The following is a 23,676-nucleotide window of genomic DNA, read 5'->3' as shown; positions in this document are numbered from 1 at the left end:
CTGCTGATACAGGGCCCAGTGTGCCACGGACCTCTGTGGGCCAAACGAGTGATCCCCTGTGGCCTGGCTCACAGCGGCGGGGGCGATCCCGGCCATCACCTGGGGATCCCTCACTCTTGACCCTCTTGGTCTAGTCCATTTACGCTCGCCGGACTCCGCAGCGCGCGGGGTGAGCGACGCCCGGCGGCGGAGTCCCGGCCCTTGCCGCCGCCGGGCGTCCGCCCGCCCGGCCCCGACCGGCCCGGAGGGCCCGGAGCAGCGGGTCAGCGGGTCGCCGCGCCGAACACCTCTTCCTGCGCCCGGTCGCGGGCGGTGATCAGAGCACCCCGCAGGACCGCCGAACCGCCCAGCTCCCCCGGGCGCACCTGGGTGGCGAGCGGGGTGAGCCCGGCCAGCCGCCGCTCGACCAGCTCCGCCAGGACCGCGCCGCCCGCGAGGCCCAGCTCCCCGCCGAGCACCACACAGCCGGGGTCCAGTACGGAGGCCAGCGCCGCCGCCCCCAGGGAGACCCGCTCGGCCAGGGCCTCCAGAAAGGCGTCCCGGCCCGACGCGACCGCCTCGGCGACGGCCTCCGCCGCACCGGCACCACCCGGGGCACCGACCGCGATGCCGTGCTCCACCGCGAGTCGCGCGATGGCACCCCCGCAGGCCAGGGAGTGGAAGCCGCCGTCGCAGCCGACGGCGGAGGGGAGCCCGCCGGTGCCCGGCACCGGCAGAAAGCCGATCTCGCCCGCGCCGCCCGAGGCGCCCCGGCGCAGCCGTCCGTCAAGGAAGATCCCCGCGCCCACCCCCTCGCCCAGCCAGAGGAAGGCGAAGGTGTCCCGGTCCCGGGCGGCGCCCTCGCGCTGTTCGGCGACGGCGGCGAGATTGGTCTCGTTCTCCAGCACCAGCCGGGCGGGGAGCCGCTCCTGGAGGGCCTCGACCAGCCGCCGGTGCCAGGCGGGCAGCCCCCGGGCGGTCCGCAGTTCGCCGGTGGCCGGATCGATCAGGCCGGGGACGCCCACCGCGACACTGTGCAGCCGGGCGGCGCCCGCCTCGCGCACGGTCCGCTCCAGCAGGGCGGCGGCGCGCTCGGCGGGCTCCGTACCGGATGCGTCCCCGATGGGCAGCGACGCCTCGGCGAGGGTGGTGCCGAGCAGATCGGCGACGACCAGCCAGACGCCCTCGGTACGGACGTCCAGCGCGGCGAGATGGGCGCGGTCGGCGACGATCCCGTACACCCGGGCATTGGGTCCGCGCCGCTGGGCACCCGCCTCCCCGACGACCTGGATGAGGCCCGATTCCTGGAGTCGTTCGACCAGATCGGCGACAGTGGGCCGGGAGAGGCCCGTCATGGCCTTCAGCTGTCCCGCCGTCAACGGCCCCTGACTCTGGAGGAGTTGGAGTGCGAGACGGTCGTTGATGACCCGGGCTGTGCTCGGTGATGCGGCCATGTCGGGATCCTTTCAGATCGTCTGCCCCGCCGATGACCACTAACTATCAGGCAAGGTTCCTGATAGTTTACGGCGCACCAACGGAGAGGGAGGGACGCCGGATGGCGCAGGAAGCCGCCCCTGGGCAGCAACGACTGGGCAGGGCACGGTTCGCCGTGGCCATGATCTTCTGTACGCACGGGGCGGTGGCCGGGAGTTTCGCCACCCGTATCCCCTGGATCCAGGACCATGCGGGGGTGAGCGCCGGACAGTTGGGGCTCGCCCTCGCCTTTCCCGCGCTCGGCGCGTCCATCGCGATGCCGCTGGCGGGCTGGGTGAGCCACCGCTTCGGCGCCCGTACCGCCCTGCGCGGCCTGCTCAGCCTGTGGACCCTGGCCCTGGCGCTCCCCTCGCTCGCCCCGAATCTGCTGACGCTCTGCGCGGCGCTCTTCGTCTACGGGGCGACCTCGGGGATGTCGGATGTGGTGATGAACGCCCTGGGGGTGGAGACCGAGAACCGGCTGGGCCGCTCGATCATGTCCGGGCTGCACGGCATGTGGAGCGTGGGCGCGCTGATCGGATCGGCGGGCGGCACCCTCGCCGCCCATCTGGACCTCGACGCACGGGCGCACCACCTGGTGGTCGCCGTGGCGCTGACCCTGCTGGGGCTGCTCGCCTGTCAGGGGGTGCTGGATCCGTCGCGGGGCACCGCGGACGAGGAGCCGCCGCCGAGGTTCGCGCTGCCGCCGAAGTCCGCCGTGGTCATCGGCGCGGTCGGCTTCTGCGCGGTCTTCGCGGAGGGGGCGAGCCTGGACTGGTCGGCGGTCTACCTCCGGGACGAACTGGGTACGTCGGACACGCTCGCGGCGGCGTCCACCACAGCGTTCGCGCTGACCATGGCGGTGGCCCGGCTGGCGGGCGACCGGGTGGTGGACCGCTTCGGCCCGGTCCGCACGGTCCGTACCGGCGGGGTGCTGGCCACGGCCGGCGGGCTGCTGGTGGTGGTCGCCCCGCACCCGGCGGTGGCGATGGGCGGCTTCGGCCTCCTCGGCCTCGGGGTGGCCGTCGTGGTCCCGCTGGCCTTCGCGGCGGCGGCGCGCAGCGGTCCGCGGCCGGCCCAGGCCATCGCGGGGGTGGCGACCATCACCTACACCTCGGGTCTGGTGGCGCCGTCCGCGATCGGGGGGATCGCGGACGCGACCAGCCTGATGTTCTCCTTCGGGCTGGTCACCGTGCTCGCGCTGGGTCTGGTGCTGGGCGCGGGCGTGCTGCGCTCGGCCCGCGGCACCACCGAGACGACCCGCTCCGCCCCGGCGCCGGCGCCCGAGCCCAAGCACTGACCCGTACACCACCTCGGGGGTGCCCGGCCCGGACCATGCGCCCCGGGCCGGGCTCCCCCGTACCCCGTAACCCCGTACCCCGTGAACCCGTACCCCGTACCGGGTGTCAGCCGCCCGCGATGGAGTCGAGCTGTTCGGCGGCGGGGCGCAGCGCCCAGAGGTCGCCGCCCGGCGGGGGTTCCAGGGCGGGGACGGCCGCACGGGAGGGTGCGTCACCGGCGTCCGCCGCCGCGTGGACCACATCGGTGGCGGCGTACCGCCGGAAATCCAGCTCCGGATGGGGCCAGCGGGCCGCGCCGGTCGCCGCGGGCAGGAGATGGCGGACCGCCCCCGCGAGCGACTGCCCCTGGGGCCCCCGGTGCGCCCAGAGGTCCACACCGAGCTGCCGCCCGATCGCCGCCAGCCGCAGATGGGCGACGAGGGAGAAGGTCGAGTAGTGCCAGCTGCGGGTGCGGCGCAGCTCCTGCGGCTGGCTTCCGTCGGGCGCGATCTGGACGTCGATGCGCCGGGTACGGGCCTCCCGGACGACGCTCCGGGCCAGCGCCCGGTCCCCGGTGGCCACGGCGAGCGCGGCGACCTGCATGTCGTGGAAGGTGCCGTGGTTGTTGGCGGCGGCCGCCTCCTCCTTGCCGAAGGGGCTGGTGCGCAGCCAGTCGAGGAAGGCGATGTTCCAGGCCCGTACTCCGGCCCGGTCGGCCGCCCGCCAGCCGGGTGCCCCGGTGTCGAGGACCGCGACGGCGTCCAGCACGCCGGTGTACATCTGGGAGAAGTCGATGATCCCGATCGCCCGGCCGTCGAACCGGCAGGGGATGAACTGGGCATGGTTGAGGTGCGGGTTCATCCGGGTGGCCGGGGCGACGAACCAGGTCCGCAGGATGGTCGCGGCGTGCCGGGCGTACCGCTGGTCCCCGGTGTAGTACCAGGCGAGGGTCAGCGTGGTGGAGGCGTTCACCACCTTGCCGATGTCGGGCCGGTCGGTGCCGGTGTCGACCTCGGGGTTGCGCTCGCCGTCCCGCTGGACATAGGGGCAGCCCCAGGGGTTCTCCGGGGTACGGGGCTTGCTCGGCCACCAGTAGGGCGCCTGGCTGAGGTAGTCATGGGGGTTCCCGCTCGGCGCGGGCCGGGGCTTGTCGGTGACGGTCCAGGGGCCCTGCCCCAGCCAGCGGTCGGCGCGCGCGGTCAGCTCGGCGGCCGTCCGGCGCAGCTCGGGATCGCCCCGCTGGAGCCGCTGCTTGGCCCGGCGCATCCGCTCCCCGTCGATCACCACGGTCCTGGGGGTGCGCACCTCGCCGCCGGCCGTCACCGCTCGGGCGACCCGGGCCCCGCCGGTCCCCGGCTCCTCGGTCGCGCCCCGCGCGGACGCCACGGGCAGCAGCAGGGCGACGGCGACGGCGGCCGCGGTGAGGCCCACCCGCCGGCGCCGTAAGTGATCTCCGGCCATCGAAGACTCCCATCAGATATGTGAACGGGATTCACGCATCGGACCGTGGCGAGCGTAGGGCCGTGGGGTACGGGTGACAACCCCGGCGGGGCCGCCGCCGGGGCAGGGGGCCACCCGCCGGGCGCCCGTGGCATGCGGCTCCGGCAGGCGGGGAGCCGGTGCGCGGGGTGCGGGGCCGGAGCGGCGGCCTGACCGCCGCCGTTCTCCGCACCCCGTCCGACAGGCACGTCAGCGCCCCGGGTCCCCCTTGTCGGCGTCGTCGTATCCCGTGGTGCCGCCGTCCAGCAGCGGGGGCTCATGGCGGGCCGAGGTACGGGAGAGCCAGCGGAGCGCGTGATAGCCCGTCAGCACGATCAGCGTACCGAGGGCGATACCGCTCAGCTTGAAGTCGTCGCTGAACTCCAGGCTGACATCGCCGATGCCGATGATGACACCGGCCGCGATCGGGACGAGGTTCAGCGGCTGGGTGAAGTCGACCTTGTTGCGGATCCAGATCTGGGCGCCGAGCAGGCCGATCATCCCGTACAGGATCACCGTGATGCCGCCGAGCACCCCGCCGGGGATCGCGGCGACCAGGGCGCCGATCTTGGGGCAGAAGCCGAAGAGGAGCGCGAAGCAGGCAGCCGCCCAGTAGGCCGCCGTCGAGTAGACCCGGGTGGCCGCCATCACCCCGATGTTCTCCGCGTAGGTCGTGGTGGCGGGCCCGCCCACGGCGGTGGAGAGCACGGTCGCCGTGCCGTCGGCCGCGATGGCCGTACCCATCTCGTCGTCCAGGGAGTCACCGGTCATCTCACCGACCGCCTTCACATGGCCGGCGTTCTCCGCGATGAGCGCGATGACCACGGGAAGGGCCACCAGGATGGCCGACCACTCGAAGCTGGGCGCATGGAACTCGGGCAGTCCGATCCACTCCGCCCGGGCCACCCCGGAGAAGTCGATCCGCCAGTGGTCGGTGACCTTGCCGGAGCCGTCGGCCGAATGGATCTTCCCGGCGACGCGGTCCAGCACCCAGGAGAGGGCATAGCCGAAGACCAGCCCGAGGAAGATGGCGATCCTGCCCCAGAAGCCGCGCAGACAAACGACCGCGAGACCGGTGAACAGCATCGTGGCCAGCGCGGTCCACTGGTCCTGCGGCCAGTAGGTGCCGGCCGCGACGGGCGCCAGATTGAAGCCGATCAGCATCACCACCGCACCGGTCACCGCGGGCGGCAGCACCGCGTGGATGATCCGGGCCCCGAGGGTCTGGATCACGATGCCGCAGACCGTCAGCACCGCGCCGACGACCAGGAGCGCCCCGGTCAGGGTGCCCGCGTCGCCGCCCTGGGAGGCGATCACCCCGGCCACTCCGACAAAGGAGAGCGACGACCCCAGATAGCTCGGGATCCTCCCCCGGGTCATCAGAAGGAACAGCACGGTCGCCACACCGGACGCCATGAGGGCGAGATTGGGGTCGAGGCCCATGAGGACCGGGGCCACGAAACACGCGCCGATCATGGAGACGACATGCTGGGCGCCCAGCCCGGCGGTACGTCCCCAGCTCAGCCGTTCATCGGGCCGGACGATCTCTCCCGGGGCGAGGTGCTTGCCGTCGCCGTGCAGCGTCCAGCCGAAGCCCTTCATGATCACACTCCATCTCCACGATGCTCTGCGCATCGCAGAGTCCGGCTGATAAGTAGCCGATGCGCAGGCCAGAGGCAAACCGGGACAGTGGCGGACACGCCGTCCCGGTGGGGTGAAATGGATCGTTCAGCGCAGCGGAGCCCTCCGCGCCGCGCCTCCGCGTGAGCCGTTCATGACACTGCGCGACCCCTGGTGGCTCGGTACGAGGGGCTCGGCGCGGGCGGGCGGCGGGCTGACGGGGTCCCCCGTTCCGGGGAAGTCCTCGCTCCACGGGGGTCACGGACCCCGCCGGGCTGGGACGCTGCCCCCATGGCGCCACAGCACTCCTCGTACCCGATCGCCGCGCGGCCCCGGGAGGCCGCCCCGGCACCGCCGGGTACCGCCGGGCCGGGCCCGGTCCTGCCGGGTGTACCGGGGCCGCGCGGGTCGCGCGGGTCCGCCGGCGACGGGGTCGCGGTCTGCCGCCGGATCCTGCTCACGGCCGTCCGCGACCTCGGCCCGCTGGACCCCGGCGGCGGTCTCCCGGGCCGCCGGGCGGCGGCCGTCCTCGGCGCCCTCGCCACCCGCCGGTCGCTGCGGGCGGTCGCGGCGGCCCGGCCGCCCGCCTGCTGGCGGCCCCTGTTGCGGTACCGCCATCACCCCCGGGTGCATCCGGCGCAGTTCGCCCTCGCGGGGCTCAACGCCCATATCGGCCATGATCTGGCCCTCGCCGTGGTGGACGCCTGCGAGACGCTGGGGTGCGAACCCGCCCGGCTGGAGAGCGCCTTCGACCAGCTGGGGGATCTGCTCGCACTGATCGAGGAGGGCGTACGGGAGGAGCTGCTGTCCGGCCCGGAGCCGCTGCGGGTCGCCGATCCGCTCGCCCATCTGCTGGGCAGCTGGAGTCCGCGCCGGGCCTGCGACAGCGCCTGGTCGGCGGCGCGGCTGCTGTGGCGGCTGCGCGAACAGCCGGCCCTCGCGGCGGAGTTCCGGCACCGGCTGGACGGCGACACCGGGCTGGTGGGGCGCTGCCTGCTGGTACCCCGGCCGTAGGGCGCGTGAGCGAAGCCCCGCCCGGCCCGCGCCGCGCCCCTTCCCCGGGAGGTGCGCCCACCCGCACCCAGGGGCCCGGGAGGGTATCCACCCCCTGGGCCCGGCGGTCCTGCGGCCCGGGGGGACTCCACGTACCGGACCCTCCTCCTCCCCCTACGCCCGAAGGGCGTGGGTGGTGCCCCCACTACCCCCGAAGGGCGTGGGTGGTGCCCCCACTACCCGGTCCAGCTCGATCCGGCGGAAGGACCCCGGTCGTCCCGGGCCCGGCGGCGCCCCCGGCCGTCATCGTCCCGCGCGGCCTGCCGCGCCCCGGCCGGTACGGGCACCCGGGGCGGGCCGGGCCACCGGGGCCGTGCGGGCTCGGGGCGGGCGGGCCCAGGGGGCCCGTACGGCGATCGGCCGGGTACCCGCCCCACCGGGTACCCGGCCCCCCGAGCGCCCCCGGCGAGGCCCCGGACCGGGCCCGCCGGACCGTGGGCGGCTCAGGCGTTGGTACCGGCGTCGACCGTGATGACCGATCCGGTGATGCCCCGCCCGCCGGGCCCCGCGAGATGGGCGACGGTGGCCGCCACCTCGTCCGGGGCGAGATAGCGGCCGAGGGCCGACAGCGCCCGCTGGGCATCCGCGTCCTCCCCGTCCGCGGGGTTCATGTCCGTCTCCGTCGAACCGGGCTGCACCAGATTGACGGTGATCCCGCGCGGCCCCAGCTCACGGGCGAGCGCCCGGGTCATCCCGGTCAGCGCCGACTTGCTCATCGCGTACAGCGCGATCCCGGGGAAGGGCACCCGCTCGGCCAGAGCGCTGCCGATGCTGATGATCCGCCCGCCCTCGGGCAGATGCGGCGAGGCCGCCCCCGCCGCCAGCAACGGCGCGGCGGCGTGCACGGCGAGGGTGTGGTGCACCGCCTCGGGGGTGATCTCCTCGACCGGGCCGTACGGGAACACCCCCGCGTTGTTCACCAGGATGTCCAGGGCGCCCAGCCCGGCGACGGTCTCCTCGACGGACCGCGCCACCGCCCCCGCGTCGGCGGCGTCCGCCTCGATCACCAGGGCCCGCCGGCCCAGCGCTGTCACCTCGGCGGCCACCGCCTCGGCTTTCGCCTTGCTCGCCGGGGTGACATGGGTGAGGGCCACATCCGCGCCCTCCCGGGCCAGCCGTCGCACGATCGCGGCCCCGATCCCCCGGCTGCCACCCGTCACCAACGCGACCCTGCCCCGCAGCGGTTCCATCCCCGGCCCCATTTCTGTGTTGATCGACACAGAATTATTCGACCCCTCGGCGGCGCACGTCAAGAGATATATTTGCCGAGCGGTACAGAAATGAGGACCACACCGTGGGACCGGGCCGCCGGAGGGAGGCAGCGCATGGCCGCCACACGCGGACGCCCCCGCGCTTTCGACCGCGACACCGCGCTCGAACGCGCGATGGAGGTCTTCTGGGAGCAGGGGTACGAGACCACCTCGATGGCCGACCTCACCGCGGCGATGGGAATCGCCTCGCCCAGTCTCTACGCCGCCTTCGGCTCCAAGGAGGAGCTGTTCCGGGAGGCCGTGGCGCTCTTCGACGCCACGGACGGGCGGTGGATGACCCGGGCCCTCACCGAGGAGCCCACGGCCCGCGCCGCGGTCGCGGCGCTGCTCCGGAGCGGGGCCCGCGCCTACACCGAGGACAACCGCCCCGGCGGGTGCATGGTGGTGCTCTCCGCGGTGAACTGCTCCGCGGCCAACCCGGGCCCCCGCGAACATCTGGCCGAGCGCCGCAGGGAGGGCGTCACGGAGCTGACCGCCCGGCTGGACCGCGGTGTCAGCACGGGCGAGCTGCCCCCGGGGACCGACACCGCCGCGGTCGCCGCCTTCTACACGGCGGTGCTCCAGGGCATGTCGGTCCAGGCCCGGGACGGCGCCCGGCGGGCGGAGCTGGAGCGGATCGCCGCGCTGGCCCTCGCCGCCTGGTCCACCGTCACCGGCACGTCACCGGACACACCGGGCGCGCCGGGCATGCGGTGCGCCCCGGACCCCGCCGCCCCGGCCCCCGCACCCGCTCCCTGACCCTCCGGAGGACACCGGGCCGGGCCCCTAGGTCGTCTCTTTCGGATCTTGCTGGGCTCGCGTGCCCTGGCACCGCACTCCCCCTGGGCCTGGCGGCCCGGGAGGTGCCCCCACGCCGCGTTGTCGTCAATCACCAATGGCCCCCTGGGCCCTGGCGGGCCCGGGTGGGGGTTCCCCCAGTGGAACGAGGGGGAGTACCCCCACCGCAGTGGCTCAATCCTCCGCCTTGCGATGCACGGCACCAGACCCTCCCCCTACGCCCGAAGGGCGTGGGAGGTGCCCCCACTCCCTGATCCAGCCTGATCCGAAAGAAACTCCCTAGTCCTCCGGAAGCTCCACCGGGGCGATCTCGTCGTACACATCCCCCGGACCGGGGTTGGACGGATCCGTACCGCCGCCCAGATGCGTCATCACACCCCACACCGCGTTCAGCGCCGTCTGCACCGCGCCCTCGGCCCACCCCGCCGTCCAGGAGATGTCGTCCCCGGCCAGGAAGATGCCCCGCATGTCCTCGGGCAGCCGGTCCTGCATGAAGTGGGTGAAGAGCCGCCGCTGATAGCGGTAGTGACCGGGCAGGTTCGCCTTGAACGCGCCCATGAAGTACGGCTCGTTCTCCCAGGAGACCGTCACCGGGTTGCCGATGATGTGCCGGCGGATGTCCACATCCGGGTAGATCTCGCCGAGCGACTTCAGCATGACCTCCATCCGCTCGTTGGCGGAGAGCGGCAGCCACTTCAGACTGTCGTCGCACCAGGTGTACGAGAGACAGATGACGGCCGGGCCGTCGTCCCCGTTGTCCAGCAGATAGGTGCCCCGGGTCATCCGGTCGGTGAGGGTCATCGACATGACGTCCCGCCCGGTCTCCGCGCCCCGCGCGTCCACCGCCCGGTCCCGCCAGAACGGCCGGTCCACCGGGACGAAGAGCTTGGACGACTCCATGTAGTGGGTGCGCTCGATCGCCGTCCAGTGGTCGATCGGGAAGAGCGTGTCATCGCAGTCGATCTTGGAAAGGAGCATCCAGGACTGGGCGGTGAAGACCGCCGCCCGGTAGGTGCGGATGTCGCCGGAGGCGTCGGTGACGGTGATCCGGTTCCCGGCGGTGCGGTTCAGCCGGGTCACCGCGGGCCTCGGCGCTCCCCCGTGCAGCGAGGCGAGCGAGGTGCCCGGGGCCCAGTGCGTGATCTTCCCGGGCTCGCGGTCCCAGAGCCGCAGCGGCAGCTGCTGGCTGCCCTCCACGATGCCCCGGTGGTGGTCGTCCGCCTCCGAGTACACCACCCGCAGGATCTCCAGGATGGAGTTGGGGAAGTCGGTGTCCCAGCCGCCGGTGCCGAAGCCCACCTGGCCGAAGATCTCCCGGTGGCGGAAGGAGGCGAAGGCGTCCGAGTCGCAGAGGAAGCCGTAGAAGGTCTGGTTGTCCAGCTTCTCCACCAGCCGCGCCCAGATCTCCCGGATCCGCGGGACATCGCGCTCCCGCATCGCGCGGTTCATGTCGGAGAAGTCGGCGCCCTCCTCCAGACAGGCGTTCCACGCCTCCATCACATCGCGGTAGACCTGCGGCAGATCGTCGATGGTCTCGGCGTAGTGGCTCTCCCCCTTGAGGTCGACCACGGTCGAGGGGGTGGCGGGCGACAGCGGGTTGGGGAACGGCCGGGTGGTCAGCCCCACCAGGTCGATGTAGTGCTGGAGCGCGGTGGACGACGGCGGGAAGCGCATCGCGCCCATCTCGGCGCTCAGCTCCGGGTCGCACCCCTCGAAACCGACCGTGCGCAGCCGCCCGCCGATCCGGTCCGCCTCGTAGACGACCGGCTTGAGACCCATCTTCATCAGCTCGTACGCGGAGATCAGCCCGGAGAGACCGCCGCCGATCACCGCCACCTCGGTACCGTGCTCGGTCGCCGGGACCTGGCCCAGCCCCGCCGGATGGGCGAGATAGTCGTCATAGGCGTACGGGAAGTCCGGCCCGAACATGGTGATCGGCGGCTGCGCGTCGGTGTGCTGGACGGCGGGGGGCACCGTGGAGGTCATGGGCGCGGACTCCTTGTGAAGCGGAAACACGAAAAGGCGAGGGGTGCGGCGGTACGGGCGGCTCCGCGCGTACGGGCGTACGGGCGGCTCAGCGCCCCGTACCACCGGGCTGTACGGGGGCGGGGCGCAGGTCAGCTCCGCGTGCCGTACAGCTCCGGGCGGCGGTCCCGCAGATAGGGGTTGGCCTCCCGGGAGGCGGCCAGGAAGGCGGGGTCGACCTCGGCGGTCACCAGCTCCTCGCCCCGTCCGGCGCGGACCCGGGACACCCCGTCGGGCCCCGCGAGGGTGCTGAGCCCGACGAACTCGAACTCGCCCTCCGCGCCGGTCCGGTTCACATAGGCGATGTACAGCTGGCTCTCGAAGGCGCGCACCGGGATCAGCGACTCGGCGACGAACTGGAAGGGGTGCATCTGCGCGGTGGGGACCAGCAGCAGATCGGTCCCGGCCAGCGCGTGCGCCCGGACGTTCTCCGGGAACTCCACGTCGTAGCAGATCAGCATGCCGACGGAGAGGCCGTTCAGCTCGGCCCGGACCACCTGCTCGGTCCCGGGGGTGAACCACCGCTGCTCGAAGCAGCCGAAGAGATGGGTCTTGCGGTAGTCGGCGAGACGGGTGCCGTCCGCGCCCACCAGCTGCGCGGAGTTGTGGATCGGGCCGTCCGGGGCGGACCGCTCGGGGTAGCCGAAGCAGATCGCGATGCCATGGCGGGCGGCGATGGCGGCGACCGCCGCCGGCCCCGGCCCATCGGCCGGCTCCGCCAGCTCGGGCACCCGGTCCCCGATGGCGTACCCGGTCAGAAACATCTCCGGGGTGACCAGCAGCTCCGCACCCAGCGCGGCGGCGCGCGCGGCGGCGTCGTCGAGCGCCGTGAGATTGTCGGCGACCGATCCCGGACGGCCGGAACTCTGGAGCAGGGCGATGCGCGGCGATGACATGGCGGACCTCGGTCTGCGGAAGTGAGGACCCGCGCGCACCACGGCCCGAGGGGCGCGCGGGCGGAGCGGGGGACGGCGAAGAAGCCGTTCAAAACGGTAGGGGCCCGGCGGGTATCGGGACAAGGCGCGACCGTTGCGCTCCGACGGGCGATGTATTGCGTGATCTGCGGCGCTTTCGGCGATTCATTGCGCGGAGGCCGTACGGGACCGTACGGGACCGCTCATCGGCCGGGAAAGGCCGGGTGGGGAGGCCGGGCAAGGGAGCCGGGCGTGCCGTTCGGCGGAGACGGATCCACCCGGGGGCCGACCCGGGCGGTGGGCTTCCCCGCCATTCGGGGGAGAGTGATCGACTTCCTGGGGTCGATGTGGGGCGGGGGGCCCGGACGGAAGAGTGGCTGTTGTCCGGCCGACCGGTCGGGACACCCTCCACCACCTGGTGAAAGGCCCCTGTCATGAATGTTTCCGCGCACCGCCGTACGCTGCTCCCCGCCCTCTGCGCCGTCCTGCTGGCCGGCGGGGGCACCGCCTTCGCCGCACAGGGCGACGGGTCGGGCGGAAGCGGCTCCGACGGAAAGCGCCCGGCCGCCGCGGCCGCGGCTCCCCGGGAGGCGGCGGCCCTCACCGGCACGGCGAAGCTCTACCGCTCGCGCGGGGACGACATCACCTTCTCCTTCGACGCCCATCTGGCGGCCAAGCACCGGAAGAGCCCGCACAAGGCGACCGGCACCTTCACCTTCCGTCACTATCTGAACGGCAAGGGGGCCACCGCCCGGGCCGAGGTCGACTGCCTGGTGACCGGTGGCAAGGTCGCCGTGGTCAGCGGGGTGATCACCAAGACGGATCTCCCGGGCGCCCGGGGCAAGCGGGTCGGGGTCACCGTCCATGACCTCGGCGGGAAGGACCGGCTGGGCTACAGCTGGGCGACGGCCCCGATCACCGCGAAGGGGACGATCCCCCGGTGTGTCAGCTCGGCCCCGTTCGAGAAGGTGCTGGCGGGCTCGGGCGGCTTCCGGGTGCTGCCGTGGCAGCCGAAGCTCTGAGCCGCCCGGGCCTCGAAGCCCCGGCACCCGACACCCCGGACCCCGAAGCCCCGGCACCCGGACCTCTGGTCAGGCGGGGGAGCCCGAGGAGAAGCGGCGCAGCAGCGGGGAGAGGACCAGGACGGACTTGGTGCGCTCCACGAAGGGCTCGCCCGCGATGCGTTCCAGGACCCGTTCGAAGTGGCGCATGTCGGCGGCGAAGACCTGGAGGATGGCGTCGGCCTCGCCGGTGACGGTGGAGGCCGAGGCGATCTCCGGGTAGCGCTTGAGGCCGCGTTCGATGGCCTCGGGCGAGGTGTTGCTGCGGCAGTACAGCTCGATGAACCCCTCGGTCTCCCAGCCGAGGGCGGCGGGGTCCACCCGGACGGTGAATCCGGTGATGGCGCCGACCGCGCGCAGCCGGTCCACCCGGCGCTTGACCGCCGGGGCGGAGAGGCCGACCTGGGCGCCGATATCGGCGAAGGAGCGGCGGGCGTCCTCCGCGAGGGCGTGGACGATGCGTTCGTCGAGGTCATTCAGTCGCACTGCGGATGGATCACTATCTCTGCGGTGGCCGTGGCCGGGGACGGAAGCGGCTGGGTGCCGCCACCGCAGTAGACCATGACCGCGCGCCCGCGTCGGTGCACCGGGTCCACAGGGGTGACCCGGTGCACCGGAAGGGGCGGGCCCGCACGCCGGTGAGCGGTCCGGCGGGGCCCGCCCCGGACGGGCCGGGAAGGGGAGACCCGTCGCGGGTGCGCCGGGGCTCACTCGACGACGAGGAGCCCCTCGCGCAGCCTGGTGGTGATCCGGGCGAGCAGCCGGGAGACATGCATCTGGGAGACGCCCAGCTCGGCGCCGATCTCCGACTGGGTCAGCTCGTCGCCGAAGCGCATCCGCAGGATCCTGCGGTCCCGTTCGTCCAGCTCCTCGATGAGCGGTTTGAGCGCCTGGACGTTCTCGGCGATCTCCAGATCGCCGTCGGGGGCGCCGAGGCGGTCGGAGAGGGTGGCCGAGGTGTGGTCGGAGGAGTCCTCCAGCGGCATGTCGATCGAGCCGGCGGTGTAGCCGTTGCTGGCCACCACGCCCTCGATGACCTCCTGCTCGTCGATGCCCAGATACTCGGCCAGCTCCCGGGTGGTCGGGGAGCGGTCCAGCCGCTGGGAGAGGTCGTCGGTGGCCTTCGCCAGGTCGATCCGCAGTTCCTGGAGCCGGCGCGGCACATGGACGGCCCAGCTGGTGTCCCGGAAGAACCGCTTGATCTCGCCGACGATATAGGGGACGGCGAAGGTGGCGAACTCCACCTCCCGGCTCAGTTCGAACCGGTCGATCGCCTTGATCAGGCCGATCGTGCCGACCTGGATGATGTCCTCCATCTGCTCGGCCCGGTTGCGGAACCGGCCCGCGGCGTACTTCACCAGTGCGAGGTTCAGCTCGATGAGGGTGTTGCGGACGTACTGGTGGTCCCGCGTGCCCTCCTCCAGCGTGGCCAGCCGGGTGAAGAAGATCCTGGAGATCTCCCGTGCGTCCCGGGGCGCCACCGCCCCGGGGTCGATCACCTCCGGAAGGTCCAGCTCTCGGCTCGGGCTGCGTGTTCCGTCGATGAGGCCGGTCGGGACCTGGCTCGCCGTGGACACTTCGTCCTCCCCTGCTCCGTGGTCAGTGCAGGTGGGCGCCTACCCCGAACCATTCCTTCCATGCGTGCCGGTTTTTTTCGGGGTACGGAAAGGGCCCGCGGCCCCGCCGGAGCGGGGCCGCGGGCCCGGTGCGGCCGACCGGGCCGCGGGGTGGGGGGAGGGGGAGGGTCAGTTCCAGCTGGCGTGGAGCGGCTTGCCCTCGGCGTATCCGGCGGCGCTCTGGACGCCGACGACGGCCCGCTCGGCGAACTCCGCCAGGGAGCCCGCGCCCGCGTAGGTGCAGGAGGAGCGGACGCCCGCGATGATCGAGTCGATCAGGTCCTCGACCCCCGGCCGGGTCGGGTCCAGGAACATCCGCGAGGTGGAGATGCCCTCCTCGAACAGGGCCTTGCGGGCGCGGTCGTAGGAGGACTCCTCGCTGGTGCGGTTGCGCACCGCGCGGGCGGAGGCCATGCCGAAGGACTCCTTGTAGAGGCGTCCGTCGGCGGTCTGCTGGAGGTCGCCCGGGGACTCGTAGGTCCCGGCGAACCAGGAGCCGACCATCACATTGGAGGCTCCGGCGGCCAGCGCCATGGCGACATCGCGCGGGTGGCGGACACCGCCGTCGGCCCAGACGTGCTTGCCGTACTTCTTGGCCTCGGCGGCGCACTCCAGGACGGCGGAGAACTGGGGCCGGCCGACACCGGTCATCATCCGGGTGGTGCACATGGCGCCGGGGCCGACGCCGACCTTGATGATGTCCGCGCCCGCCTCGATCAGATCGCGGACGCCCTCGGCGGCGACGATGTTGCCGGCGACGATCGGGACCTTGGGGTCGAGGCCGCGGACCGCCTTGACGGCGGCGATCATCGACTCCTGGTGGCCATGGGCGGTGTCCACCACCAGGGTGTCCACCCCCGCCTCCAGCAGCTGCTTCGCCTTGCCGGCGACATCGCCGTTGATCCCGACTGCGGCGGCGATCCGCAGCCGGCCCGCGTCGTCGACGGCCGGGGTGTAGAGGGTGGCGCGGAGGGCGCCCTTACGGGTGAGGATGCCCGTGAGGCGGCCGTCGGCGTCCACGGCGGGGGCGTAGCGGCGGTTGGCGTGGTCGAGGCGGTTGAACGCCTCCCGGGGGTCGATGTCCGCGTCGATGATCAGCAGATCCGTGGACATGACCTCGCTGAGCTGGGTGAAGCGGTCGACGCCGGTGAGGTCGGCGTCGGTGACCACACCGATGGGCCGGTGGTCGGCGTCCACGACGACGCCCGCCTCATGGGCCCGCTTCGGCAGCAGGGCCAGGGCGTCGGCGACGGTCTGGTGCGGGGCGAGCACGATGGGGGTGTCCAGGACATGGTGGCGGGTCTTGACCCAGGCGACCACGTCGGTGACGACCTCGATGGGGATGTCCTGGGGGATGACCACCAGCCCGCCCCGGCGGGCCACGGTCTCCGCCATCCGGCGGCCGGCGATGGCGGTCATATTGGCGACGACCAGCGGAATGGTGGTGCCGGAGCCATCGGGGGACGAGAGGTCCACCCCCTGGCGGGAGCCAACGGCCGAGCGGCTGGGGACCATGAACACATCGTCGTACGTCAGGTCGTACGGCGGCTTCAGATCATTGAGGAAACGCACGTGCAGAACATCCCAGTCGATAGGAGGAGGCCCCGGCAGGTGTGCCGGCCGGGGAAAGCGCACGTACTTCATTCTCCCATGGCCCGCTCGGCGGGCGGGGTGGGAGAAAGCTCCAGTGCCCGGCGGACCCATCAAGCGGATCATCCAAATCCGGTACGCCGGTCGCGGGCCAGATGACGGCGGAGCGCGGTGGTGGTCACCCAGCGCAACGGGGCGGGGCGGCGGGGTATGCCCAGGGCGCCCATGGAGGGGTCCATCAGACACTCGGCGACCAGCGGTCCGAGCCCGGCGACGGGGGCGGGCAGCCGCCGGGCGAAGACGGTACGGGCGGAGCGCCACAGGGCCCGTCCCTCGGGGGTCGGACGGAAGGAGCGCTGCTCGTAGGCGTCGGTGAAGGCGGCCAGCGCCCGGTGTCCCGCGGGCGGTGCGGTGATCCCGATCCGGCGGCCCAGCGCGGTGTAGAAGGTGTGGGCGGCCTCGCGTTCGGCCTCGGTGGCGGGGCGGGGTCCGTAGCGGTCGAGGAAGCGCAGCGGATGGACGCAGAAGAGGCCGAGTACATAGACGAAGGCGTCGTCGCCGACCGGCAGCCCGTGGTGGACCCGGCGCAGCCGGTCGAGGCTCTCCTCCGCGCCGGGGTCGTCGAAGCCGGATTCGAGGACGCGGAAGAGCGGGCGGCCGGTGGCCTTGGCACGGGCGAGCGGGTCCCCGGTTATGCCGCCGGAGCGGGCCAGCACGGTGGCTATCTCGGGGACCGCGAAGCACCGGTAGAAGGCGAGGTTGAGCCCGAACCGCAGGGCGGTGGGGTGGCTGCGGACCAGCTCCCGGTAGGCGTTCCAGGACCCTTCGCCGGGTGCTGCGGGCTCCGCCGGGCGGGGCGTGGAGGGGTTCGGTACGGTCACGGCTGCCTTCGGGTGGTCGCGGGGCTGAGGGGTCGATCGCGCGGGGCGTCGCGGAGGGGGTCAGCCGGGCCGGGGGGCCACCGCGGCCAGCACCGCCGGATGGTCCAGATGCCGGGCGATCCGCACCAGATGCTCCCGCTCCACCCGGGCGTCGACATCGGTCGCCAGCCGCCCCGGCCCGGGGAGCCCCGGGGGCCGGACGGCGCGGGCTCCCCCGTTCCGTACCCGGTCCACCGCCACCAGCAGCCCCGCCGCGTCCCGGGCGGCCCGCAGATCGGCGCCGCCGAGACCGTGGCGGCCCGCCTCCCGCTCCACCGCTTCGGCGTCCCCGGCCCGGAGATAGGGGCGGAGCGAGCGCTGGGCGTCGGTGATCTCGATGATCCGGCGGGTGAGCAGAAAGCCGACGGAGCCCAGGGCCAGGCGCTCCCGCAGCGGGCCCACCGAGGCCAGCACCTGGCGGGGGGTGTGCTCCCGGACCACGGTGCGCCAGAGCGGGGCGAGCAGCCGGTAGTCCCGGCGGTCCGCCCGCCATTTGCCGAGCACGGGATAGCAGAAGCCGGCCACGATCACCTGGGCGCCCAGCGCGGACGCCATCGGGCCGACGACATCGCTGAGCACATCCAGGCGGTACGCCCCGGTGGCGGCGCCGAGGATGGCGATCACCTTGGTGACGCCGTAGGTGGAGCAGATGACGGTGCCGACGGTGACACAGAGCAGTCCCCGCCGGACCCGCTCCTCCCCCGGGCCCACCTTCCGCAGATGGCGGCGGCAGATCGCCGCGACGGAGAGACAGGCCGAGAACCAGCCCGCCTGGTACAGCAGCAGAAAGGCGAGCAGCACCGGATCGTCCGCGTGCGCCATGTCGAAGGTGAGCGGGGTCTCCGGCCCCCGGGGGCGGGCGAGCAGGAAGAGCAGGACCAGCAGGGCGGCGAGCAGGACGTGCCGGACGATCGGCCCCCGGATCCGGGGGCGGGCACCAGCGGCGCCGGAGCGGGCGGTGGGGGTCCACATCAGGGCCATGGCCTGGGCGAGTCCGCCGTACAGCACCACCGAGACATAGACGAAGAGGGTGCCGAGATTGGCGATGCCGCTGATCTCCCCGACGGCGCGGTAGACGGTGGGGGCGCCGAAGGCGAAGGCGGTCGCCCCGGTGAAGACGGCGGCGGTGGTGAGGGCGAGCGGGGCGGAGGCGGCGACCCTCAGCCGGATCAGCCGCAGGACGACCATGGTCCAGGCGGCGGCGCTCACCGAGAGATAGACGAGGTCGTAGACGCCCTCAGACACCGGTGCTCCCCAGCTCGAAGGAGGCGGAGAGCGCCGGGTTGGGCTGCCGGGAGAGGTCGAGGCACTGGAGCAGCACGGTGCCGATGATCTCGGCCTCCAGTTCGGCCTCCTCGTCGTAGGCGTCCCGGCCGAGGACCAGCCGGACCACATCGGGGCTCACGGTGGAGAAGAGGGCCTCGGCCACCTCGTCGTCGATGGTGTCGTGGTCGGCGGGCCGGTGGCCCCGGTGGAGGTGGACCAGTTCATGGCAGACGACCTGGTACTGGAGGAGGGGTCCGGCATGGGCGTCGACAAAGATGTAGTCGGTGGTGTCGGACTGGGCGCAGTAGCCGGAGACCCGCAGCTCCAGGGGTTCCACCAGCAGCCGGATGGGGCGGCCCCGGCCGGCCGCGACGGCGTCGATGACCTCCTGGAGGCTGGGCGCCTCGGGCAGGCGCAGCTCCGTCCGGATCCGGCGGGCCCATCGCCAGCGCATCCACCACAGGGCCAGGGAGCGCATGTCGTCACCTTCCGGCGGGTGCCATCGGCACAGGAGGGGCTGGGGCCGGCCGCCGGACGCGCTCACCCACCGCCACCGGGGGGCGGGCGGTGCCGGGTGGTGTCGGCGGTGGCCTCGTACTGGTCCACGAGCCGGCCGACGACATGGCGCACCCGGCGGTCGGCGAGGGCGCGCAGCAGCCGCAGATTGGCCAGGGCCTGGACGACATGGGCGTCGTCGTCGGCGCGGACCAGGAAGTCCCGGGTGTGGCCGAAGCAGGCGGCGACGGCGCTGAGGGGGGCGGCGCTGAAGTAGCCGACATCGACGCCGAAGTAGTCGGCGTACTTCTGGGCGAGGACGATGGAGGGGTTGTTCCTCCCGGTGCGGAGGTTGCCGACGTGCTGCTTGTTGCTGTTGAGGGCCTCGGCGACCTCGGTCTGGGTGACCGGTCTGCCGGTCCGGGGGGAGAGCCGGGTACGGAAGAGGCAGTCCAGGCGCTGGGCGAAGAGCCGCTCGCGCTGGCGTTCGTCGATCGGCGGGTCCACCTCCCCGGGCGGGAGGGTGCCGGCCCGCAGCCCTTCCACATAGGGGAGGTCGACCCCGGCGCGGTCGGCGACCTCTCCGCTGGTCCAGGGGCGCTGGAGGGCGGCGGGCCGGATGACCGAGAAGAGCAGCTCCAGCCGGGCCGCCACCCTCGGCGGCAGCTCCGCCGCGCCGGGCACTTCGGTCATGGCCAGGGCCTCCAGATCGCGTGTACCGCCGGGCCGGAGGGCCGTGCCACCACCCCGTTCTCGGGAACCCGACGGCAGAAGTATGTGACCGCGCGCCGGGGAGGGTCAAGAAAAGCTGACCTGTCGTCATCTCGCCCGCAAAGGCGTGAAGTTGGCGTCGTATACGGCCGGAACGCGTAGGGTAAAGAATTGTTGACCCCAGGGGATCCCCCGGGGGAGAGGGGGTTCCACACCGGTCGGACAGGTCTCTTGTGCACGGGGGGTGCCGTATGTCCAGTACGTGGTGGACGCGTTGGGGTCCGGTACGCGGGGCATTCATCGACCGCGCGGGCAGAGGGGCGAAGGACATCACTGCTTTGTGAGGTCGATCACATGCCACATCACCGAGCGGCCGGACCCGCGACGGCCCCACGACGGCGTCGCTTTCTGAACCGAGCCGGTGGCGCGATGGCGGCGCCGACGGGCGGCAGGGCCGTGGCGCACCGCCGTACCCACTCCTGGGACCCGGGCTGAGCCGCCCCGGTCCCCCGGAAACGCCGCACGGGGCCCGGTCGTCCGGGCCCCGTGGGGTGATCGCTCCTTCGGCTTTCCGTCAGTCGTCCGGGTCCGCCCGGTCCAGGGCCGGGCGGGGGCTCGGCGGCCCCGCCAGCAGATGGTCGGCCGCCGCCGTGTCCGTCACCAGGCTGGTCACCAGACCGGAGCGGAGCACCGCGCCGATCGCGTCGGCCTTGCGCTGACCGCCCGCGATGGCCACCACCTCGGGGATCCGGCGCAGCCGGTCCGTCTCGACGGTGATGCAGCGCTCCCCCAGGTCCCGGCCGACCCGGCGGCCGTCCCGGTCGAAGAGGTGCGCGGACATCTCGGCGGCGACACCGTACGAGGCGTAGCGCGCCCGCTCCTCCTCGCTCAGCATGTCGTGGACGGTCGAGATGCCCGGCTCCCAGGAGCCGATCGAGACCGCGGCGACGGTGACCTTGTCGAAGTAGTCGAAGGCACGGGCGATGCCCGTCTGATGGCGCAGCGCGGCGGCGGTGGCCGCGTCGGGCAGCAGCATCGGCGCGTAGATGGGGTGGGCGTCGCCGCCGGAGACCTGGGCGGCCCGCCGGACCGCCTCCACCGAGCCGCGCTCGGCGGTCCCCGCGTCGTACACCCCGGTGAGCTGCACCACCGTGCACGGTGGCAGCCGGTCCAGCGCGGCGGCCATATGGATGGTGGACCGGCCCCAGGCCAGGCCCAGCACATCGCCCTCGGCCACCAGCTCGCCGAGCAGATCGGCGGCCACCTCGCCCAGGTTCTCCGGGTCGGGTGACTCCTCGGCCTCCGCCGGGGACTCCACCACCACCGCGTGGCGCAGCCCGAAGTGGGCGCGGAGCGCGTCGGAGCGCTCGGCGTCCAGCTCCGCGGGAACGCGGATCTCGATCCGTACGAGATCACGTTCCAGCGCGGTCTCCAGGACGCGCGCGACCTTGAAGCGGCTGACGCCGAACTCCTCCGCGATCTGGATCTTGGATTTGCCCTCTAGATAGAAGCGGCGGGCCATGGCCGCCGCCTGCACCAGCTCCGCGGGTCCCATCCGCGTGGCTGACCGGCCCGTCGACACCGCGATCTCCTCACTGCTGTACACACTCCGGATCCGTCATCCTGTCAGATCCGACCGTCGTTGATCAGCCCGAATGGGCCGAGTTCGCTTCCTTCTCCCCTGCTCTTCGCCGTATTTCCGGTACGGGTGGCCCGTGTTTGCCCGGGGTCCGAAACCGGCGGAACCGATTCCGCCCCGGCCGTCGCCCGCGGGCGGACCGTCCCCACCCAGTCTCCCCCGGTTCGCTCGGAAACGGGCCGGGTCGTGCCTCAATGACGGCAGGCGGCGGTGGCCTGCTCCCGCAGGGCCCGCACCGCGCGGGCCGGGTCGTCCGCGCCGTAGACGGCGGACCCGGCGACAAAGACATCCGCGCCCGCCTCGGCGCACCGCTCGATGGTGGTCGCGGAGACCCCGCCGTCGACCTGGAGCCAGAGTTCCAGTCCGTGCTTCGAGATCAGCTCCCGGGTACGGCGGATCTTGGGCAGCATGATGTCGAGAAAGGCCTGACCGCCGAAGCCCGGCTCCACGGTCATGATCAGCAGCATGTCCAGCTCGGGCAGCAGATCCTCGTACGGCTCGATCGGGGTGGCGGGCTTGAGCGCCATGGAGGCGCGCGCCCCCTTGGCCCGGATCTCCCGGGCCAGCCGGACCGGGGCCGCCGCCGCCTCCACATGGAAGGTGACGGAGCCCGCCCCCGCCTCGACGTACTGGGGGGCCCAGCGGTCGGGGTCGGCGATCATCAGATGGCAGTCCAGCGGGGTGTCCGTCGCACGGGCGAGGGACTCCACCACCGGGGTGCCCAGGGTCAGATTGGGCACGAAATGGTTGTCCATCACATCGACATGGAGCCAGTCCGCGCCGTCGACGGCCTTGGCCTCCTCCGCCAGTCGGGCGAAGTCGGCGGAGAGGATGCTGGGGTTGATCTGTACGGCCATGGCCCAAGCCTGCCATGCTCCGGGCCGGTTCCCGCCCGCGGACGGGTATCGCGATCGGTCCGGAGGGGCCACAGCGGGTCGCCGCAGGGCCCCATCCGGGACAAAAACTGTCTTTCCCTTCGTACCCGGGGGTGCTCACGCCGTGCGGCGCAGCAGGGCCAGATACATCGCGTCGGTGCCGTGGAGATGCGGCCACAGCTGGATGTCCGGTCCGTCCCCGAGCGCGGGGACCCCGGGGAGCAGGGGGCGGGCGTCGATCCACTCGGCTTCCACCGGGGTGCCGCCGCGCCCGCGCAGGACATCGTCGACGACCACCCGGGTCTCGGCGAGATGCGGCGAGCAGGTCGCATACCCGACCACACCGCCGACCCGGACGGCCCGCAGCGCCTCCCGCAGCAGCGAACGCTGGAGCGGGGCGAACCCCTCCAGATCGGCCGGACGGCGGCGCCAGCGCGCCTCCGGGCGGCGGCGGAGCGCGCCGAGACCGGTACAGGGGACATCCATCAGCACCCGGTCGAAGCCGCCGGGCTGCCACGGCGGGCGGGTGCCGTCGGCGGTGACGACCTGGTACGGGCCGGGGTTCCCGGCCAGCGCCTTCGCCACCAGACCGGCACGGTGCGGCTGCTTCTCGGCGGCGAGCAGGGCGGCGCCGCGCCCGGCGGCGAGCGCGGCCAGCAGGGCGGCCTTGCCCCCGGGGCCGGCACAGCCGTCCAGCCAGCGGCTGTCGGGGCCGTCCAGGGGGGCGTTGGCCAGCGCCAGGGCGACCAGCTGGCTGCCCTCGTCCTGGACGCCCGCGCGGCCCTCCCGGACGGCCTCCAGGGCGCCGGGCTCACCGCCCTCGGCGAGCCGTACCGCATAGGGGGACCAGCGGCCGGGCAGCCCGGAGTCCTCGCCGACGGCGACCAGCAGCTCCTCGGGCGTCGACCGCCCGGGGCGGGCGACCAGGGTCACCTCGGGGCGCTCGTTGTCGGCCTCCAGCAGATCCTCGATCCCGGCCCGGCCGCCGCCCAGGGCGTCCCACAGGGCGGAGACGATCCACCGGGGGTGGGAGTGGACGATCGCGAGATGCTGCTCGGCGTCCTTCTCGTACGCGGGGGCGACCCGCTCGATCCAGGTGTCGAGGTCGTCCCGGGCGATCCGGCGGAGCACGGCGTTGACGAACTTGGCCCGCCCGTCCCCGAGGACCACCCGGGCCAGCTCCACGGTGGCGGAGACGGCGGCGTGGCTGGGGATACGGGTGCCCAGCAGCTGATGGGCACCGAGCCCGAGCACATCCAGGACCGGCGGGTCGACCTCGCGCAGCGGCCGGTCGACACAGGCCGCGATGATCGCGTCATAGGTGCCCTGGCGGCGCAGGGTGCCATAGACCAGCTCGGTGGCGAGGGCGGCGTCCCGGGTGTCGAAGTCCTCGGCCTCCCGGGCCTTCCGCAGCAGCGGCGGCAGGACGAGATTGGCGTACGCGTCCCGCTCGTCCACGGCGCGCAGCGCCTCGAAGGCGAGGATCCGCACGGGGTCCTTCTTCGGGCGGCGGTGGGGCTTGGGGGCGCGACGGGGGCGGCCCGCGCGTGCCTGGTCGTTCAAAGGTGCTCCGCAGTCACAGGGGTCCTGACCTCGCAAGGGTAGTCCCTCCGCCGGGTAGGGACCCGGCGG

General features: G+C 73.2%; 20 protein-coding genes. 4 read left to right on the top strand and 16 right to left on the bottom strand.

Features of this window, described 5'->3' with window-relative positions; translation table 11 throughout:
* Nucleotides 1–263 precede the first annotated feature (263 nt).
* A complete protein-coding gene (locus ABT354_RS29880; protein WP_351499486.1) occupies nucleotides 264–1,433 on the bottom strand; it encodes an ROK family transcriptional regulator in 1,170 nt (389 codons plus the stop codon).
* Between the two features lie 101 nt (nucleotides 1,434–1,534).
* On the opposite strand from ABT354_RS29880, the gene ABT354_RS29875 reads away from it, so the two are divergent.
* Entirely contained in the window at nucleotides 1,535–2,752 is a 1,218-nt protein-coding gene (locus ABT354_RS29875) for an MFS transporter (protein ID WP_351499484.1), read from the top strand.
* 106 nt (nucleotides 2,753–2,858) lie between these two features.
* Here ABT354_RS29875 and ABT354_RS29870 read toward each other — a convergent pair whose 3' ends face one another.
* The gene (locus ABT354_RS29870) at nucleotides 2,859–4,193 is read right to left on the bottom strand and encodes an alginate lyase family protein (protein ID WP_351499482.1); all 1,335 of its coding nucleotides are present in this window, start codon (nucleotides 4,191–4,193) and stop codon (nucleotides 2,859–2,861) included.
* A 228-nt stretch (nucleotides 4,194–4,421) separates the two neighbouring features.
* Nucleotides 4,422–5,813, bottom strand: a complete 1,392-nt coding sequence (locus tag ABT354_RS29865) for a uracil-xanthine permease family protein (RefSeq protein ID WP_351499480.1) — start codon at nucleotides 5,811–5,813, stop codon at nucleotides 4,422–4,424.
* A gap of 309 nt (nucleotides 5,814–6,122) precedes the next feature.
* On the opposite strand from ABT354_RS29865, the gene ABT354_RS29860 reads away from it, so the two are divergent.
* On the top strand, nucleotides 6,123–6,845 hold the full coding sequence (locus ABT354_RS29860; RefSeq protein ID WP_351499478.1) for a DUF5995 family protein: 723 nt from the start codon (nucleotides 6,123–6,125) through the stop codon (nucleotides 6,843–6,845).
* Nucleotides 6,846–7,327: 482 nt separating this feature from the next.
* On the opposite strand, the gene ABT354_RS29855 is transcribed toward ABT354_RS29860, so the two are convergent.
* On the bottom strand, nucleotides 7,328–8,074 hold the full coding sequence (locus ABT354_RS29855) for an SDR family NAD(P)-dependent oxidoreductase (protein ID WP_351499585.1): 747 nt from the start codon (nucleotides 8,072–8,074) through the stop codon (nucleotides 7,328–7,330).
* Between the two features lie 135 nt (nucleotides 8,075–8,209).
* On the opposite strand from ABT354_RS29855, the gene ABT354_RS29850 reads away from it, so the two are divergent.
* Nucleotides 8,210–8,893 (top strand): TetR/AcrR family transcriptional regulator, encoded by a 684-nt coding sequence (locus tag ABT354_RS29850; RefSeq protein WP_351499476.1) that lies wholly within the window; start codon nucleotides 8,210–8,212, stop codon nucleotides 8,891–8,893.
* A 318-nt stretch (nucleotides 8,894–9,211) separates the two neighbouring features.
* Here ABT354_RS29850 and ABT354_RS29845 read toward each other — a convergent pair whose 3' ends face one another.
* Complete coding sequence (locus ABT354_RS29845; RefSeq protein WP_351499474.1) at nucleotides 9,212–10,918, bottom strand: flavin monoamine oxidase family protein; 1,707 nt, start codon at nucleotides 10,916–10,918, stop codon at nucleotides 9,212–9,214.
* A gap of 131 nt (nucleotides 10,919–11,049) precedes the next feature.
* Nucleotides 11,050–11,853: a carbon-nitrogen hydrolase family protein gene (locus ABT354_RS29840; protein ID WP_351499472.1), complete on the bottom strand. Its 804-nt coding sequence runs from the start codon at nucleotides 11,851–11,853 to the stop codon at nucleotides 11,050–11,052.
* Nucleotides 11,854–12,305: 452 nt separating this feature from the next.
* Between ABT354_RS29840 and ABT354_RS29835 the strand changes: the two genes are divergently transcribed.
* A complete protein-coding gene (locus ABT354_RS29835; protein ID WP_351499470.1) occupies nucleotides 12,306–12,893 on the top strand; it encodes a Repetin in 588 nt (195 codons plus the stop codon).
* Between the two features lie 69 nt (nucleotides 12,894–12,962).
* Here the strand turns inward: ABT354_RS29835 and ABT354_RS29830 are convergent, their stop codons facing one another.
* The 10 genes from ABT354_RS29830 to ABT354_RS29785 all read right to left on the bottom strand — a co-directional run bounded on the left by ABT354_RS29830 (nucleotide 12,963) and on the right by ABT354_RS29785 (nucleotide 23,607).
* Nucleotides 12,963–13,418: an Lrp/AsnC family transcriptional regulator gene (locus ABT354_RS29830; protein ID WP_351499468.1), complete on the bottom strand. Its 456-nt coding sequence runs from the start codon at nucleotides 13,416–13,418 to the stop codon at nucleotides 12,963–12,965.
* A 221-nt stretch (nucleotides 13,419–13,639) separates the two neighbouring features.
* Complete coding sequence (locus ABT354_RS29825; protein ID WP_351499466.1) at nucleotides 13,640–14,509, bottom strand: RNA polymerase sigma factor SigF; 870 nt, start codon at nucleotides 14,507–14,509, stop codon at nucleotides 13,640–13,642.
* Nucleotides 14,510–14,677: 168 nt separating this feature from the next.
* The gene (locus tag ABT354_RS29820) at nucleotides 14,678–16,120 is read right to left on the bottom strand and encodes a GuaB1 family IMP dehydrogenase-related protein (protein WP_351499464.1); all 1,443 of its coding nucleotides are present in this window, start codon (nucleotides 16,118–16,120) and stop codon (nucleotides 14,678–14,680) included.
* Between the two features lie 140 nt (nucleotides 16,121–16,260).
* Nucleotides 16,261–17,019: an oxygenase MpaB family protein gene (locus ABT354_RS29815; protein ID WP_351499462.1), complete on the bottom strand. Its 759-nt coding sequence runs from the start codon at nucleotides 17,017–17,019 to the stop codon at nucleotides 16,261–16,263.
* A 60-nt stretch (nucleotides 17,020–17,079) separates the two neighbouring features.
* A complete protein-coding gene (locus tag ABT354_RS29810; RefSeq protein ID WP_351499460.1) occupies nucleotides 17,080–18,303 on the bottom strand; it encodes an MAB_1171c family putative transporter in 1,224 nt (407 codons plus the stop codon).
* Nucleotides 18,296–18,802 (bottom strand): hypothetical protein, encoded by a 507-nt coding sequence (locus tag ABT354_RS29805; RefSeq protein WP_351499458.1) that lies wholly within the window; start codon nucleotides 18,800–18,802, stop codon nucleotides 18,296–18,298. Before ABT354_RS29805 ends, ABT354_RS29810 begins: the two co-directional genes overlap by 8 nt.
* A 62-nt stretch (nucleotides 18,803–18,864) precedes the next feature.
* Nucleotides 18,865–19,512, bottom strand: coding sequence for a helix-turn-helix transcriptional regulator (locus tag ABT354_RS29800; protein WP_351499456.1), 648 nt, complete (start codon nucleotides 19,510–19,512; stop codon nucleotides 18,865–18,867).
* A 592-nt stretch (nucleotides 19,513–20,104) separates the two neighbouring features.
* Nucleotides 20,105–21,136, bottom strand: a complete 1,032-nt coding sequence (locus ABT354_RS29795) for a sugar-binding transcriptional regulator (protein ID WP_351499454.1) — start codon at nucleotides 21,134–21,136, stop codon at nucleotides 20,105–20,107.
* 224 nt (nucleotides 21,137–21,360) lie between these two features.
* On the bottom strand, nucleotides 21,361–22,026 hold the full coding sequence (gene rpe / locus ABT354_RS29790; protein WP_351499452.1) for a ribulose-phosphate 3-epimerase: 666 nt from the start codon (nucleotides 22,024–22,026) through the stop codon (nucleotides 21,361–21,363).
* Between the two features lie 135 nt (nucleotides 22,027–22,161).
* Nucleotides 22,162–23,607, bottom strand: a complete 1,446-nt coding sequence (locus tag ABT354_RS29785; RefSeq protein ID WP_351499450.1) for an RsmB/NOP family class I SAM-dependent RNA methyltransferase — start codon at nucleotides 23,605–23,607, stop codon at nucleotides 22,162–22,164.
* Nucleotides 23,608–23,676: the final 69 nt, after the last annotated feature.

The organism is Streptomyces sp. NPDC000594, from assembly GCF_040299965.1.
Taxonomy (GTDB): domain Bacteria; phylum Actinomycetota; class Actinomycetes; order Streptomycetales; family Streptomycetaceae; genus Streptomyces.
Note: the sequence above shows the minus strand (reverse complement) of the source record. Positions and strands in the feature narration are given on the sequence as shown.

Coding starts and splice junctions, on each gene's coding strand:
- ABT354_RS29880 (WP_351499486.1), bottom strand. CDS start 1,433: ATGGCCGCATCACCGAGCACAGCCCGGGTCATCAACGACCGTCTCGCA.
- ABT354_RS29875 (WP_351499484.1), top strand. CDS start 1,535: ATGGCGCAGGAAGCCGCCCCTGGGCAGCAACGACTGGGCAGGGCACGG.
- ABT354_RS29870 (WP_351499482.1), bottom strand. CDS start 4,193: ATGGCCGGAGATCACTTACGGCGCCGGCGGGTGGGCCTCACCGCGGCC.
- ABT354_RS29865 (WP_351499480.1), bottom strand. CDS start 5,813: ATGAAGGGCTTCGGCTGGACGCTGCACGGCGACGGCAAGCACCTCGCC.
- ABT354_RS29860 (WP_351499478.1), top strand. CDS start 6,123: ATGGCGCCACAGCACTCCTCGTACCCGATCGCCGCGCGGCCCCGGGAG.
- ABT354_RS29855 (WP_351499585.1), bottom strand. CDS start 8,074: ATGGAACCGCTGCGGGGCAGGGTCGCGTTGGTGACGGGTGGCAGCCGG.
- ABT354_RS29850 (WP_351499476.1), top strand. CDS start 8,210: ATGGCCGCCACACGCGGACGCCCCCGCGCTTTCGACCGCGACACCGCG.
- ABT354_RS29845 (WP_351499474.1), bottom strand. CDS start 10,918: ATGACCTCCACGGTGCCCCCCGCCGTCCAGCACACCGACGCGCAGCCG.
- ABT354_RS29840 (WP_351499472.1), bottom strand. CDS start 11,853: ATGTCATCGCCGCGCATCGCCCTGCTCCAGAGTTCCGGCCGTCCGGGA.
- ABT354_RS29835 (WP_351499470.1), top strand. CDS start 12,306: ATGAATGTTTCCGCGCACCGCCGTACGCTGCTCCCCGCCCTCTGCGCC.
- ABT354_RS29805 (WP_351499458.1), bottom strand. CDS start 18,802: ATGCGCTCCCTGGCCCTGTGGTGGATGCGCTGGCGATGGGCCCGCCGG.
- ABT354_RS29800 (WP_351499456.1), bottom strand. CDS start 19,512: ATGACCGAAGTGCCCGGCGCGGCGGAGCTGCCGCCGAGGGTGGCGGCC.
- rpe (WP_351499452.1), bottom strand. CDS start 22,026: ATGGCCGTACAGATCAACCCCAGCATCCTCTCCGCCGACTTCGCCCGA.